Here is a 13581-nt window from a genome sequence, read left to right as displayed (position 1 = left end):
AGACATCCGCTCCTGGATCGCCGACTGGAACCGCGACCCACGGCCGTTTACCTGGACCAAGACCGCCGAAGAGATCCTCGAATCACTCGCACGATTTTGTAGGCGAATTTCCGGCGCAGGACACTAGTGTCGCGTGATTCTGGTTGTGTTATGTCCTGTACGCGTCGAGACTGCACCGTCCGCGCTGAGGTTGCACATGATCTTGCGCCGTTCGGATTGATCTTGCGCATCGCCGCCGGCCATCGGGGCTTCGACGGCGACGAATGTCAAGCTGCCAGTGCTTTCAGTTCTTCCAGCACCTCACGCTCGACCTCGGCTAGTGACCTCTGTTCGTCCTCGGCGATCCACTCGGAGAAGGCCACGGTGAAAACCGTCACGCCGGTTTCCGCCGCGAGGACGGCCGCTCGCTCGGCGACGCCGCGCGCACGCAACGCGCCGGCTACCACCGCCGCGAGCGATGCCCTCTTCAGCAGCTCGCGTTCCAGTAGGCGGGGGTTCGCCGTGATGACCGCGTGGCGCTGACGTGACCAGGGCCGTCGTTCGTCGGTGAAGGACTCCGCCGAGACCGCCAGGGCTGCGGTGACCATCTCCAGCGGCGACGCGGACGGCGGGGCCGCGCGCACGCCGTCCAGGAATGCCTGTTGCAGCATGTCGTGTCCGTCGAACAGCACCTCGCGCTTGTCGGCGAAGTGACGGAAGAACGTGCGCTCGGTCAGGCCGACGCTCTGGGCGATCTCTTCGACGGTCGTCTTCTCGAAGCCTTGTCGGACATAGAGCTCCAGTGCCGCCATCTGTAGGCGCTGCCTCGCACCTGGATCCCATCGCGCCATAGCGAGAGCATACTGATGGCAGCGGCTGACATCATGCGCTAAGGTGACGACAGCGACTGACATCATCGGGGTGTTGGTTGGCCGGCATCAAGAAGGAGATCCATCCATGCGCGTATTCGTCACCGGGGCATCCGGCTGGATCGGCTCCGCCACCGTCGACGAGCTGCTCGCGGCCGGTCACGACGTCGTCGGCCTCGCCCGCTCCGACGCCTCCGCCGCCGCTCTGGAAGCCATGGGCGTCACGGTCCTGCGCGGCGACCTCGACGACCTCGACGGCATCCGCGCGGGCGCCGCGGACGCGGAGGCCGTGATTCATCTCGCCAACAAGCACGACTTCGACAACCCCGCCGTCTCGAACAAGGCCGAACGAGCCGCGATCGAGGCAATCGGGGACACCCTCGAAGGTTCGGGTCGGCCGTTCCTGTTCGCCTCGGGCATCATCCCGGTCGGCGGTGGTCGTCCCGCCACCGAAGACGATGCCTCCCCGTTCCACGGCCCCGACACCCCTCGCGGCGGCGGCGAGAACCTCGCACTGGACTACCTCGCCCGAGGCGTGCACGTGGTCGGGGTGCGGTTCGCCCCCACCACGCACGGCGCGGGCGACAACGGCCTCATGACCACTCTCGTCGGTATCGCGCGGGAGAAGGGCGTTGCCTGCTACATCGGCGACGGTACGAACCGGTGGCCCGCAGTGCATCGCTCCGATGCCGCCCGCCTCGTCCGCCTCGGACTGGAGAAAGCACCCGCGGGCTCGCTCCTGCACGCGATCGCCGAGGAAGGAGTCCCGACACGCCATATCGCCGAGGCGATCGGCCACGCGCTCGACCTGCCCGTCGCCTCCATCTCGTCCGAGAACGCACCAGCTCACTTCGGCTGGATCGGCGGATTCTTCGGCATGGACATCCCCGCCTCCAGCACTCGCACCCAGGAAATCCTCGGCTGGACACCCACCGGCCCCACCCTCCTGGACGACCTCAACACAGGCGCCTACTCCCACGCCTGACAACCCGACGACGAGACGTAAGCCGCCGTGCGCACCCGCGCAGGCTGACCGGTGCGCGCTGAAAGCCGTTCGGCCGTTCAGGACAAGGTGTCGCGTACCCGCAGCGGTCGGTTTCCGGTCGGGCCGAGCTGGGCCAACTCGCCCTCGATGTCGACGTCGATCGGGCCGAGAAAGCTGATGTTGCCGGCCGGAACAACGGCAGCGGCGAGTCGTGCTCCAACGCGCGGGCCAACAGGAACTCGTCCAGCTCCGAACAGCCGACCCACAACAAGATCCACCGAAGGTGCAAGGTAATCCCGAACAGATCGCGTGTGCCACGCTCCGGCGACCTTGCAGCCTGGGACTGCGTAGCTTTCGGCTCTGTCTCACATTCGGGATGCTGTTGGTGATCTTGGTCGTTGATCACTAACTGGCGCGGAAGAGTTCTTGAAGGCGGCTTCGTGGTCGTTGGCGCTGGTCGGGTCGGTGTTGAGCGAGTCGGATGATGTTGGTGCCGGCGGCGGTGAGGACGTGTTGGACGTGGGTCTTCGCGAGCCCTCGGTACCGGCAGTGGCGTAGGCCGTGCGCGCGGACGGTCTCGGAGACGGTGGCCTCGCATCCGGCGCGCAGGTTGTAGCGTCGTTTCCACTTGGGGGTCTGCTGTTGCACGCGGGCCTGGGTCTGGATGCGCTGCAAGGGCTCGGGTAGGAGGAGCAGGTGTCGGCCCTTGCCGTCGACGTTGCCGGTGCACTGCTGCCGGACCGTGCAGGCCCGGCAATCCGCCCGGCGAAACAGCACCGACATGCGAGGTTTGCCATCTGCCACGGTCGGCTTCCACCGCGGACTGACCGCGCCTTTCGGACAGGTCATGGTCTCGGCTCGCCAATCGATGTCGAAGTCTTCCTTGGCGAACCCCGGCCGCTCGGCGGCACGCGGATCCTGGCGTACCGGCCCGACGATCGTTATCCCGTGCGCCGTCGACGCCTGGTGCACCGTCTCGGGAGTGACGTAGCCACTGTCCAGAAAGTGCTCCGCCGGCGCCATGCGCTGCCCGACCAGCGCAGAGTGGATCGCATCGACGACACCGATGTCCTGGTGCGGGGCCGGGGTCGTCACGACGTGCACGATGATGTTCGGTCGTTCCTGATCGCAGGTCTCCGTCTGGTGATCCTTGTACCCGACCCATTCGACCTTGCCCGGCTTGTGGCTGAACCGGGCCTGCGGATCGTGTGGCGACACGATCTCCACGCTGGAGAACGGCCCGCGGGCCGGCTCCGCCTCGTCATCGGTCGCCGTGGCGACGCGACGCCGCCGCGTCGTGCCCTCCCGGCTCTTACGAGCCCGCGACGCCTTCGCCTCCCGCCACCGCACCTGCCCTGACTCGTCGTACCAGTACTGCTGAACCCACACCTGACGCAGCACCTCGACAGCGGCAACCGCCGAGCCGGCCGTCGGGGCGTTCGGCTCGTAGACGGCCCGCAGCAGGGCTATGCCGTCAGCGCCGACCTGTTCCACGTACTCGCGCACGGCGACCGCCCCGGTCGGCTGCCGCTCGTGACGCACCGACCGGCCATACCGCTGCGCCCACTGCGGCGGCATGACACCGGCAAGCCACACCTCGTCGACCTTCGCCAGGGCCTCCAACGCTGCCCGCATCGTTTCCCCGACCAACTCCACCCGACCCAGCCGGCGCACCGCAGCGAGGACATGGGTGGAATCCGTACGCTGCCGGCCCCGCGCCCGCACCAACCCCGCCTGCGCTAACCGATCAACCATCACCGCGAGCAAGCGATCAGCCCGATCGCCCTCGGCCAGCCGGTCCCGGAACTCGCTGAGCACCGAATGATCGAACCCCGGCTCGGTCAACTCCATCCCCAACGCGTACTTCCAGTCGATACGACATGCCACCGCCCGCGCCGCCTGCCGATCAGTCAGGTTCTCCGCGTACTGCAACACCGACACCAACGCCAACCGAGCAGGCGACACCCCCCGACGACCATCGACCGGAAACCAGCTAACGAAGTCGTCATCAACGAACAGGTCCTCCAACCGATCCCGCATCACCATCGCCGGGGTGCCCTTCGGATTGGCAGCCCACGCAACCCGAGCCGTCTCCGCCGGCACCAACGAACCCGAACCCCGCCCCATCGACATCCCGCTACCCCAACACCGAGAAGCCCTCAACTCTGGCAGCGACGCACCCCACCCCCGGCCACACAACCAAGATCACCAACAGCATCCATTCGGTGGTGACCGAAGGTAGTCGATGTCGTTGAGGCCTTGTGTGCGAGATCGTTGATCTTACGAAGACGGTGTTCTCGGGATTGCTGCCGCTGGTGATCGACGACGTGACGGACGAGGGCGAGCGAATCCTGGTGCGGGCTCGGACTCCGCAGAGGCCAGTGGCGTGTCCGGGGTGCGCGGCCGTGACGGGCCGGGTGTACGGGTATCACCAGCGGCCCCTTGCGGACCTGCCGGTCGATGCGCGGCCGGTGGTGCTCCGGGTACGTACAACTCTGCCTCCGGCCGAACTACCAGCCGGAAACGCACACGGTGCGCGCTGAGATCCATCTCAGCGCGCACCGCGGGGCAATGGTCCGTGTCCGAGGGTGGACATGACGCCGGATCGCCGCCGTGTCAGGGCAGTGCGGACCAGGTCCGCCGGCAGGACCGCTGCCGGGTCGGGCACGGTGGTGGTGCGCCGCCGCTTCGGTGTTCGGCCGCACAATCCGCTGTACGCATGAGTCGGGCGTCGCCCGCTTCCACGCCGCCGGGGTCTCGCTCAGGTGCTGTCCGGCGAAGATCCGCGCACCGTCGCCGCCCTGGCCACCTGACTAGTTGCCTCATTGGAAAGAAGCTAGTACTTTCCAGTGAGGCAACTAGTCAAGGAGGTCGCGATGAGCAGGCAGGACGATCAGCAGAACGCGGCAGCAACTCTGGCCACGATCCATGAGCACCAGCAACGGACCCGGCGTGCGGCGCGCGTGCCGTGGTGGGTCTACGCAACGATGTTCCTCCTGAGTGCCGCGGCATGTGCGGCTAACGACTTCGTCGACCTCGACGGCGCCAAGCTGCTCGCCGCAGTGGTCCTGGTCGTGCTCGTCATCGTTGCCGTGATCACGTATGCCGGCCGATCAGCGCCACTGAGCAGGCTGCGCGCTGTGCGGCGCAGGCAGACGTTCGTGCCACAGGCTTTCGGTGCGGTGGCGGTCGTCGGCGGTCTCGGCGTCTGGTTGCTCTTCCGTTACGGCAACACGATCGCTGACAACGTGGCCGGCGCGATCGGCCTGAGCAACTACCCGAACACCGTCGCCGGGATGCTCCTCGGCGCTGCGTTCACCGCGTTGTTCGCCCTGAGTCAGCTGCTGAGCGAGACCTTCCAACACCGAACCGGCCGATGACCGACTCACCACCAACCGCCGGCCGGGCGTCGGGCCTGGACCGGCTGCTCTCGGATCCGACACGGCTGGCGATCATGTCGGTGCTGACGGCTGCGGACTGGTGCGACTTCGCCTTCCTGCGGGACGCGGTGTCACTGTCGGACTCGGCACTGTCCAAGCAGCTCACCACACTCAAGAACGACGGGCAGATCGAGCAACGGCGCACGTATCACGGCCGGGTGCCCAAAACCACGGTGCGAGCCACCGACGAGGCCCGATCCCGTTTCGTGAGGCATGTCGAGGCGCTCCGAATGATCGTGGAACGCGCTCAAGCCGAAGAACACCCGCGGTTCTAGGTCCCGTTTCATAGCCCGGTTGACCTATCGAGTACGAGACCATCATGACCCCACCGGTCACATCCGGGATCCTCGTCAGTCCGGCGCCGGTTGACGAACTCCAGTTCGTGTCTGCTCATCAGGGGTTTCTGCGGTACTTTCCTGCCGTGCCCGATGACAGGCGAGAACGGTCGAGGCTGCGCGCCGAGCGTAGCGACGGCGTGGAGAACCGGCAGCGGATTCTCGCCGTGGCGACGGTGGTCGTTGCCCGCGACGGCCTGCAGGTGCCCCTGGCGACGGTAGCGGCCGAGGCTGAGGTCGGGATCGGCACCCTCTACCGCCACTTCCCGAACCGTGCGGCACTGCTGGACGGATTGGTCATACGGTCCCTGCGGGTTGTCCTCGAGGCGATCCGGGATGCGGTCGGCGACGCCGCGACCGCGCTCGACGCGGTGCGGGGTTACTTCTACCGCGTGATCGAACACCGCGACCAGCTGATCCTCCCACTGCGCGGCGGCCCTGCGGTGGTCAGCGCCGAAGCGGCCGGACTTCGCGAGGACGTCCGCCGAGAACTTGAGGACATCCTGCGCCGAGGGGTCGCGGACGGCACGATCCAGAGCGGCTTGACTCCCCTCGACCTCATCCTGATGGCGACGATGCTGGCCCAGCCGCTGCCCAACATCACGGACTGGGACCTCGTCGCACGACGGACGGCAGACGTCTATCTCGCGGGCATGCCGCCCCGGAGTGACGAACCGTACGTCCGACGCTAGAATTATCCGGACGGTTTCCTCCGTCTAAGCTGGTGGCTTGCCGCGCCGGCCCGGTGCTTCAGGCAAGGAGACCGACATGAGCATGCTCTACCTAGCGCAGCCCGAACAGCAGCAACAACTGGAGTGGCTCGACGGCGGAACGCTCGCCATGTTGCTCGACGGCAAGGCCACCGACGGCCAGTTGATGATGGGCCGTTTCGACGTCAGCAAAGGTGAGGCGCCGCCCTACCACACGCACACCCGCGAGGACGAGGTCTTCATGCTGATCAAGGGCACCGCCCTGGTCTGGTACGACGACCAGGAATACGAGGTGGCCGAGGGTGGCGTGGTGTTCCTACCCAAAGGCCTCCCACATGCGTACCGCATCACCTCCGACCGGGCCGACCTGCTGATGATCAATACGCCGGCCGGCATCGAGGGCATGTTCCGCGCATCCGGGCGGGACAAGTCCACCCCTCGCCCGCCGGACTTCAAGATCACGCCGAACCCGGCAATCGCCGCGGAATACGGAAACGTCATCGTCGGCCCGCCCCGCTGACCCCTGCACCTGTCTGGGGGCACGCATGGCGTTGCCACTCGACCCGCAGATCGCTGCAGCTCTCACCGCGATCTTGGAAAACGCGGGCGAGGTGAAGCAGCCGCCGGGCGGTGACGTCGGAGCCCGCCGCACCGCGATGGACGGAATGCTCACCGCGATCACGGCATCGAAGCCGTACCTGACGATGTCAGCACCACCGACCACCAGTCACCACCCCGGACGGCGCCGATCTGCTGCTGCGCTGGTGTACCAAAGCCGGCGCCCAGCCCGGCTCGGCAGTGTCCTACTTCCACGGCGGAGGCATGATCCTCGACAGCGTTGCCAGGTGAGACGGCCCGATCAGCCGCATCGTGTCGCGCAGGGCGGCCGTTCCTCTCGGTCGAGTACCGCCTGGCCCCGGAACACCCGTTCCCGGCCCCGGTCGAGGACGCCTACCCAGCCCTGCAATGGCTGCACGGACACGCCGGCGAACTGGGCATCGACCCAGCCCGCATCGCCGTGATGGGCAACAGCGCCGACGGTGGCCTGGCCGCCGCCGTCTCCATCCTGGCCCGTCACCGCGGCGGCCCGCGATCACCGGGCAACTGCTGATCCTTCCAATGCTCGACGACCGCAACACCCACGCACGACACCGAGCGCTTTGCCGCCCACGCGGGTGTGGTGTCTGGGGCACTTGGTCGATGCTTCCGTTCTGGCGGCTGACCTGCGCTCCCACGAGCGATGGCAGTGATCGCGGCTGCGGTCTGCTCGGGGTCGGGTAGAGCGGCCTCGGTCACATCCCGCAGGCGCGGCCAGGCTCGAGCATCGGATCGGGATGCCTCACCGAATCTGCTTCCGGTGAGGGTTTGGTGCCCCAGGGTGGCGGACTGGTCAAAGGTCAAGGGTGTGAGACCAGGGCCTCCAGCGTGCCGGCCCGGCGGTGCCGGACATCGCGGAGATGACGATCGAGGCCGGCCGCCGGGGATCCGTCTCGCCAATCACACGTAACACATGACGCCACCACGTCAAGTAATCGGTGTCCAAATGCAGCACCTCGACGACGGCCAGGAGCGGGTGGCGTGCAGGCGGGCCTCTTCCGCCGCAGCTGATGCTTCCCGGGGAGGGATCGGGTGTGGGTAGAGCCGACGGCTCTGGCTATGACCGCCGATACGGCGCTTGCGGCGCTCTCTCAACACCCCGCGGCGGAGTTCGGCAACGACTTGCTCCTTCACTCAATCGATCCACCATTGATGATGACGTCGAATGCCGCATCGAGGATCCTCCGGGGATCGGCCGAGCGTAAGGCGAAGTCGATCGCGCCGAGCACCAGATGTGCGATGACCGCGGGGCGTGGATCCCCTGGTGGGGCGCCGGCCTGTTCGCGAATTGCCTCGGCGAGGACGTCCTCGTGGCCCATCCACGTCCTGTGCCAGTACTCCGACAGATCGCGGTTACCGACGACAAGGGCCATGAAGCTCTGGGTGTTCGGGTCGGCGGCGGCTACGGCCTGCTCTATCCGGTTGTGGGCGTAGACATGCAGGACGTCGAGAATGCCGACGCCGGGACCACGGTCGGCCACCGTTCGGACGAGTTCCGCCGAAATTTCGCTCCCGCGGTCGACAACTAGTGCTTCTTTCGTCGCGAAGTGGTTCAGCAGCGTCGTGGGGGAGACGTCGGCAGCGGCCGCGACGTCACGCACGGTCACGTTTTCGTACCCCTTCTCCAGGAACAACTTGAGCGCAGTGGCTGAGATGTGGGCACGAGTCGCCGCTTTCTTGCGCTCCCGGCGTCCCGCCTGAGCCAGTTCAGCATCCACGATCTGAGCTTACCGGCGAGACACTCGAGCAAGGGTGGTACGATACCAAGTATGGTACCGTACCAGTGTCAGTCTTCGTTGAAGGGGTTTCCATGGATACGGACGTCGTCATCGCGGGCGCTGGGCCTGCTGGATTGATGCTCGCGACCGAGCTGGCCCTCGCGGGCGTGTGCGCCATCGTGGTCGAGACACTCACGACGCGCTCAGGGCAAAGCAAGGCGACGAACCTGCAGCCCCGAACCGCTGAGATCTTGGCAATGCGGGGCCTGTTGACGGGTGTCGACGAACAGTCGATCGGGCGGGTCGAGGGTGGAGAGTTCGCCGGAATCCCTCGACTACGCCGCACTCGACAGCCGGTATCCCTACCAGGTGGGCGTCCCGCAGGCGCGCGTCGAGGAGATTCTCCGGGACCGGCTGGCGGAACTCGGGGGAAGGGTCCGCCGGAACTGGGCGGCTGACCGGGTTCGATCAGGATGACGACGGTGTCACCGTCTATGGCCCCGAACAACTGCGAGCGCGGTACCTGATCGGATGCGACAGCGGCCGTAGCGCGGTACGCAAACTGCTCGGCGTCGAGTTCGCCGGCACCGACGCCACTCGGTGGACCGCCGTAGCCGACGTCGTATGCGGCCCGGGCGCGGCGCAGCCACCGGTCGGCTGGTCGCTGGCGGGCATGGCGCCCCGTCGCCGGGCGGATGGGACCTTCGCCCGCATTGTGCCGCTCGGGGAACCAGGCTGTATCGGTTCGTCTATTCCGATGCGGCAGAAGGAGATGTCGCGAGCGAGGACGTCGCCGACCGACTTCACGGCGGGCACGGGCTGGGCGAGCCAACTGTTCCACAAGTGCCAGGGTGTCCTACTGGCCCGCGACGAGAGATACCTCGCGCCGCTGTGCCCTACCAGGATCGGATCGCCGCCACGGTGACTGACACGTTGCCCTGGGTGGATGTTCAGGCAGTCCTGATCAGACCGGACGGATACGTGTGCTGGACCGCCCCGGGCGAAGACATGACCGGCGCGTTACGGAAATGGTTCGAGACCGGTGCATGACGCGTGCGGGCCGCCGATGGTCTGCCCGGCGACGGCCTAGCGCGCCGCCGGGACGGGGGAAGGCAACAGCTCTCACCGGCACGACGAGAGACCACCAACGGCGAAATCCGAACGCTACGACCAAGAGGAGCAGCGCTATGCGAGTAGCAGAAAATCTCGAGATGTTGGACGTGCACACGCGGGTGATGGGCGTTCCGCGGGTGTTCCACCCGACCCTGATGTGGGACGAAGAGAGTGTCGTCCTCATCGACACCGGAGTAGCGGGCAGCCTGGAAGAGATCAGGAACCAGGCCGAGGCTGCCGGCGTGCCGTTTTCCAGGCTGAACCACATCGTGTTCACGCAACAGGACATCGATCACATCTCGGGTGCGGCAGACCTTCTTGCCGGGAATCCCGGCGTGGCTGTGTATGCCCATGAGAAGGATGCGCCACACATCCGGGGTGAGAAAAAGCTGAGCCGGCTGACTGACGCGTTCCTGGAGCGCATTTCCGACCGCTCCGAGGAGGAACAGGCCCGGATCCTGCAAATGTTTGACAACGCCGCCACACCGGTGAACCGAGTCCTGCACGATGGTGACCAACTTCCATTCTGTGGCGGCGTGACGGTGATCCACACCCCGGGCCACACGGCCGGCCACATCTGCCTCTACCACCACGCAAGCAGGACCCTCATCGCCGGAGACGCCCTGAACATCCTGCACGCAGAACTGGTCGGTCCAAACGAGGACCCGATGGCCGAGGACGGCGTTGTGGCGGAAGATGCCATTTCCGCACTCAGGAAGCTCACGGGATACGACATCGCCGCCATCATCACCTATCACGGGGGCCTGTTCGACACCGAACCCAACAAGAACCTCGGCGAGGTCATCGCCCATCGAAAGCTCTACAGCTACCGGCGATAGGAATGAGCGGGTCTGCTGCACCGATAGGTGACATCTGAGGTGGCTTGCCCTGTGGGCGGCCTGGCAGAAGATGTTGCTGTGCCCGAGCCCTATCCTCGTGAGTTCCGTGATGATGTCGTGCGGGTGGCCCGGGACCGTGACCCGGGCGTGACGGTCGAGCAGATCGCCAAGGACTGCGGAGTCCACCCGATGACGCTGTGCACATGGCTGCGCCAGGCCGACATCGACGCCGGAACCAGGCCTGGCGTCAGTGGCAGCGACCAACTGGGGGACTACGCCTCAGCGTCGAAGATCCGATCCATGGTCACGGCGCCGTCGAGGTGCACCTCTGTCTTCTCGCAAGGCGATCAAGGCTGAGCTTCGACGCCGTCACTGCTGCCGCGACAGGAAGTAGCTCAGGGTAGGGCGGCACGGGCCTCGGAGGAAGCGGTCGCGGTCGTTGCCGTGGGCGATCGCCGCGTCGTGGACGGCGTCGACCGCGGCGGCCGGCGGGTCGTGGTTGGCCAGCGCGGTCAGGGCGGGGAGTGCGACAGCCTGCTGGAGCTTGCGCCGCGCTCCTCGCCCCGGGTGAGCGGCATGATGGTCCGACGGAACCGCTCCCCGTCAGCCGCCCGGACAGCGGGTGTCACCGCCGCTGTGTTCCACGCAGTGCCCCGGCGGGCCAGGCGTCGTCGTTGCCGTCGCCGGAGCGAGGTTCCGGCCGACGAGCACAGCGAACGGTAGGGCGGGCACGGCGATCACGACGGCCAGCACCAGAAAGACGACCGCGGTGCGGACCAGCCGCAGCCGGTACGCGACGAACGCGATGATTGCCGGCCCGGCGGTCGCCACCAACGCGGCGACGAGCAGGGCCAGGCTCGCCCGACGTCTAAGGTCCGCGAACTCGCCGGGCCGATCGCCGTAGCTGACGCTCCACTGCTCCAAGCCGATGCCCACCCACCACACGGCTGCCGCGATCAGCCCGCAGACCCAGACCAGGACCAGGAATCCTACGATCGGGCCACCCCGCCGACCTGCGCCGACCGTCTCAGACGTCATGCAGCCCAGCGTGGACGGCTCGCCCCGGCCAAGCATGAGTCGGCGTACTCAGTTCCGCTCGGCGAGAACGCGCGGACTCCACCCGGTCGCAGGGCTGCCGTCGGCGCGGATCGACTCGTCGATTCGCCGGACGAACACGTGATCCGATGCGACACCGAACCCGTGTGCAGCGGCTGCCCCACCGGTCGGCGTAGGACTCGGACCTACGTCCAAGGTGGGAAAACCTGCGGTGATCCCGGACCGTGAAAGCCGCCTCGGTCATGCTCGCCGGAATCGTCGTTCGTGGCGTGCTGCCCCAGCCGGACCCGCCCCGGCGCTTGCAGGTCGCACACCGCGCCCGCATCCTCGACACCCGCGAGCCGTCGCCGCGGAGCCGACCCTCCCACCGGGTTGCCGACGGTCACCCCTCTTTCGACGGTGGCCGTCGGGTGCCTGTGGACAGCCGGATCGCGGCAGGGTATGACAGCAGCGAGGCTCCCGGTCGGGGCATCGGTTCCCGGTCGACTGCTGTCCCACGGGAGCCTCGCCCAGGCCGGATCCTCGCCTGCCGTACCCCTTGACCTGCGTGACAGAAACGGCACAGGAGCCCCACCATGTTCACTGGCACCGCAACGCCACTGATCTCGGTCGTCGTCCCCACCTACAATCGCTCCGCGCTGCTGCACCGCACCCTCGCGGCGTTGGCCGACCAACGGATGCCGACGGCCCGGTTCGAGGTCGTCGTCGCCGACGACGGATCGACCGACGACACCCGACAGACGGTGGAGGCGTTCACCGAGCGCCTGACGCTGCGCTACCACCACCAGGACGACCTGGGTTTCCGTGCCGCCGCCGCCCGCAACGCCGGCGCCCGGCTCGCCAGCGGCGAGGTCCTCGTGTTCGTCGACACCGGTGTGCTACCCGGACCCGACTTCCTCGCCGCACACCTCGCCGCCCACCAGCGGCCCGGCCGGCCCCGCGCGGTTCTCGGCTACACCTACGGCTACCGGCCCGACGACCCGACCCCCGGACCGGGGGGCGACGTCCGTGCCCGTACACCCGAGGAGATCGTCCGCACCCTGGGCACGTCACCCGACTTCCAGGACGGTCGGTACCCCACGTTCGCCTCCTGTGGCTTCGACCTCTCCCGGGTCCCGCTGGCCTGGCAGCTGTTCTGGTCCCTGAACTGCTCCGTCCGGGCCACGGACTTCCACGCCGTGGGCGGGTTCGACGAGGACTTCCGTTCCTGGGGCGGGGAGGACATCGAACTGGGGTACCGGTTGGAGCGGCACGGCCTGACCTTCGAGGTCGATCGGGACGCGTGGGCGGTCGACACCCCGCACCCCCGGGAGAAACGGGAGACGACCGGCACCAATCCGAGCAACACGCTGCTTCTTCTGCACAAGCATCCCGAGCCGGTCATGGAACTGCTCTGGGCATGGTTCTGCCGGCACCTGCCCCCACTGAAGGACACCCGTGCCGGGCATCTCCGGCAGGAACTGCCAGCCATCCGGCGCGCGATCACCTACGCCCGCAACCGCGACGTGACGGCGGAGTTGGCGCAGTTGCGCGACACCGTGCCGGCGGGCAGCCGGATCGCGGTGATCGGCTGCGGCGGCACCCTGCCGTCCGGCTTTCCCGCCGCCCACCTCTTCGACTTCGACGAGGAGCTGCTCCGGGGGCTGCCGGCGGACCCGGCACACACCGTCCACCACAGCCTCGGCATCCGTACCGTGCTGCCCGACGACGCGGTCGACGTCGTGCTGGTGACATCCCGGATGATCCCGCTCCGGCGGTGGCGGGCGCACGTCCTGGCCGAGGCCGGGCGGATCGGCCGGACGGTGCGCGGCCCGTTCGTCGATCCGACCCCCGAACCCGCCGGAGCCGTCGCCGGCTGACCGGACCCGGCCGGAGGGCGGTGCCGGCCGGAGGGCGGTGCCGGCCGGAGGGCGGTGCCGGCCGGTTCGGGCCACCGAGGT

At 67.5% G+C, this 13581-nt stretch carries 16 protein-coding genes and 1 pseudogene; 13 read left to right on the top strand and 4 right to left on the bottom strand.

All coding sequences use genetic code 11. The features are described 5' to 3' along the window. Positions 1-266 precede the first annotated feature (266 nt). Positions 267-791 (bottom strand): TetR/AcrR family transcriptional regulator, encoded by a 525-nt coding sequence (locus AC0AIB_RS17645; protein WP_465097088.1) that lies wholly within the window; start codon positions 789-791, stop codon positions 267-269. Between the two features lie 145 nt (positions 792-936). On the opposite strand from AC0AIB_RS17645, the gene AC0AIB_RS17640 reads away from it, so the two are divergent. Beyond that, complete coding sequence (locus AC0AIB_RS17640; RefSeq protein ID WP_465097087.1) at positions 937-1833, top strand: SDR family oxidoreductase; 897 nt, start codon at positions 937-939, stop codon at positions 1831-1833. A 405-nt stretch (positions 1834-2238) separates the two neighbouring features. Here the strand turns inward: AC0AIB_RS17640 and AC0AIB_RS17635 are convergent, their stop codons facing one another. After that, a complete protein-coding gene (locus AC0AIB_RS17635; RefSeq protein WP_465097086.1) occupies positions 2239-3936 on the bottom strand; it encodes an IS1182 family transposase in 1698 nt (565 codons plus the stop codon). Positions 3937-4094: 158 nt separating this feature from the next. Between AC0AIB_RS17635 and AC0AIB_RS17630 the strand changes: the two are divergent. The 6 genes and pseudogenes from AC0AIB_RS17630 to AC0AIB_RS17605 form a co-directional block, all read left to right on the top strand. Then, positions 4095-4322, top strand: a pseudogene (locus AC0AIB_RS17630) (transposase family protein); the annotation flags it as partial. Positions 4323-4709: 387 nt separating this feature from the next. Then, complete coding sequence (locus tag AC0AIB_RS17625; RefSeq protein ID WP_328348287.1) at positions 4710-5213, top strand: hypothetical protein; 504 nt, start codon at positions 4710-4712, stop codon at positions 5211-5213. Next, complete coding sequence (locus AC0AIB_RS17620) at positions 5210-5548, top strand: winged helix-turn-helix domain-containing protein (RefSeq protein WP_328348286.1); 339 nt, start codon at positions 5210-5212, stop codon at positions 5546-5548. Before AC0AIB_RS17625 ends, AC0AIB_RS17620 begins: the two co-directional genes overlap by 4 nt. A gap of 44 nt (positions 5549-5592) precedes the next feature. Next, a complete protein-coding gene (locus AC0AIB_RS17615) occupies positions 5593-6300 on the top strand; it encodes a TetR/AcrR family transcriptional regulator (protein WP_328348285.1) in 708 nt (235 codons plus the stop codon). Positions 6301-6376: 76 nt separating this feature from the next. After that, complete coding sequence (locus tag AC0AIB_RS17610) at positions 6377-6838, top strand: cupin domain-containing protein (RefSeq protein WP_328348283.1); 462 nt, start codon at positions 6377-6379, stop codon at positions 6836-6838. A 318-nt stretch (positions 6839-7156) separates the two neighbouring features. Next, positions 7157-7429: an alpha/beta hydrolase fold domain-containing protein gene (locus tag AC0AIB_RS17605; RefSeq protein WP_328348281.1), complete on the top strand. Its 273-nt coding sequence runs from the start codon at positions 7157-7159 to the stop codon at positions 7427-7429. A gap of 616 nt (positions 7430-8045) precedes the next feature. On the opposite strand, the gene AC0AIB_RS17600 is transcribed toward AC0AIB_RS17605, so the two are convergent. After that, the gene (locus AC0AIB_RS17600; RefSeq protein WP_465097085.1) at positions 8046-8633 is read right to left on the bottom strand and encodes a TetR/AcrR family transcriptional regulator; all 588 of its coding nucleotides are present in this window, start codon (positions 8631-8633) and stop codon (positions 8046-8048) included. 92 nt (positions 8634-8725) lie between these two features. Here AC0AIB_RS17600 and AC0AIB_RS17595 point away from each other — a divergent pair, with 92 nt between their 5' ends. From AC0AIB_RS17595 to AC0AIB_RS17575, 5 genes are all read left to right on the top strand, one after another. Then, positions 8726-9091: an FAD-dependent monooxygenase gene (locus AC0AIB_RS17595; RefSeq protein WP_442930768.1), complete on the top strand. Its 366-nt coding sequence runs from the start codon at positions 8726-8728 to the stop codon at positions 9089-9091. Then, positions 8992-9558: an FAD-dependent monooxygenase gene (locus tag AC0AIB_RS17590; RefSeq protein ID WP_465097090.1), complete on the top strand. Its 567-nt coding sequence runs from the start codon at positions 8992-8994 to the stop codon at positions 9556-9558. The genes AC0AIB_RS17595 and AC0AIB_RS17590 overlap by 100 nt, the downstream gene beginning before the upstream one ends. After that, positions 9477-9683 (top strand): aromatic-ring hydroxylase C-terminal domain-containing protein, encoded by a 207-nt coding sequence (locus tag AC0AIB_RS17585; RefSeq protein WP_465097089.1) that lies wholly within the window; start codon positions 9477-9479, stop codon positions 9681-9683. Before AC0AIB_RS17590 ends, AC0AIB_RS17585 begins: the two co-directional genes overlap by 82 nt. Positions 9684-9844: 161 nt before the next feature. Next, entirely contained in the window at positions 9845-10585 is a 741-nt protein-coding gene (locus tag AC0AIB_RS17580; RefSeq protein ID WP_465097084.1) for an MBL fold metallo-hydrolase, read from the top strand. A gap of 51 nt (positions 10586-10636) precedes the next feature. Beyond that, positions 10637-10942, top strand: a complete 306-nt coding sequence (locus AC0AIB_RS17575; protein WP_465097083.1) for a transposase — start codon at positions 10637-10639, stop codon at positions 10940-10942. 246 nt (positions 10943-11188) lie between these two features. Here AC0AIB_RS17575 and AC0AIB_RS17570 read toward each other — a convergent pair whose 3' ends face one another. Continuing rightward, positions 11189-11623: a hypothetical protein gene (locus AC0AIB_RS17570; RefSeq protein WP_465097082.1), complete on the bottom strand. Its 435-nt coding sequence runs from the start codon at positions 11621-11623 to the stop codon at positions 11189-11191. 593 nt (positions 11624-12216) lie between these two features. Between AC0AIB_RS17570 and AC0AIB_RS17565 the strand changes: the two genes are divergently transcribed. Beyond that, positions 12217-13500 carry a glycosyltransferase gene (locus tag AC0AIB_RS17565; RefSeq protein ID WP_465097081.1) on the top strand — a complete coding sequence of 428 codons (1284 nt, stop codon included), beginning with the start codon at positions 12217-12219 and terminating at the stop codon, positions 13498-13500. Positions 13501-13581: the final 81 nt, after the last annotated feature.

It is taken from the genome of Micromonospora sp. DSM 43699, assembly GCF_055517075.1.
Note: the sequence above shows the minus strand (reverse complement) of the source record. Positions and strands in the feature narration are given on the sequence as shown.

What these genes read in the sequence shown, in the direction of transcription:
- AC0AIB_RS17615 (WP_328348285.1), top strand. Translation starts at nt 5,593, where the DNA reads ATGACCCCACCGGTCACATCCGGGATCCTCGTCAGTCCGGCGCCGGTT.
- AC0AIB_RS17640 (WP_465097087.1), top strand. Translation starts at nt 937, where the DNA reads ATGCGCGTATTCGTCACCGGGGCATCCGGCTGGATCGGCTCCGCCACC.
- AC0AIB_RS17610 (WP_328348283.1), top strand. Translation starts at nt 6,377, where the DNA reads ATGAGCATGCTCTACCTAGCGCAGCCCGAACAGCAGCAACAACTGGAG.
- AC0AIB_RS17565 (WP_465097081.1), top strand. Translation starts at nt 12,217, where the DNA reads ATGTTCACTGGCACCGCAACGCCACTGATCTCGGTCGTCGTCCCCACC.
- AC0AIB_RS17645 (WP_465097088.1), bottom strand. Translation starts at nt 791, where the DNA reads ATGGCGGCACTGGAGCTCTATGTCCGACAAGGCTTCGAGAAGACGACC.
- AC0AIB_RS17625 (WP_328348287.1), top strand. Translation starts at nt 4,710, where the DNA reads ATGAGCAGGCAGGACGATCAGCAGAACGCGGCAGCAACTCTGGCCACG.
- AC0AIB_RS17570 (WP_465097082.1), bottom strand. Translation starts at nt 11,623, where the DNA reads ATGACGTCTGAGACGGTCGGCGCAGGTCGGCGGGGTGGCCCGATCGTA.
- AC0AIB_RS17620 (WP_328348286.1), top strand. Translation starts at nt 5,210, where the DNA reads ATGACCGACTCACCACCAACCGCCGGCCGGGCGTCGGGCCTGGACCGG.
- AC0AIB_RS17580 (WP_465097084.1), top strand. Translation starts at nt 9,845, where the DNA reads ATGTTGGACGTGCACACGCGGGTGATGGGCGTTCCGCGGGTGTTCCAC.
- AC0AIB_RS17595 (WP_442930768.1), top strand. Translation starts at nt 8,726, where the DNA reads ATGGATACGGACGTCGTCATCGCGGGCGCTGGGCCTGCTGGATTGATG.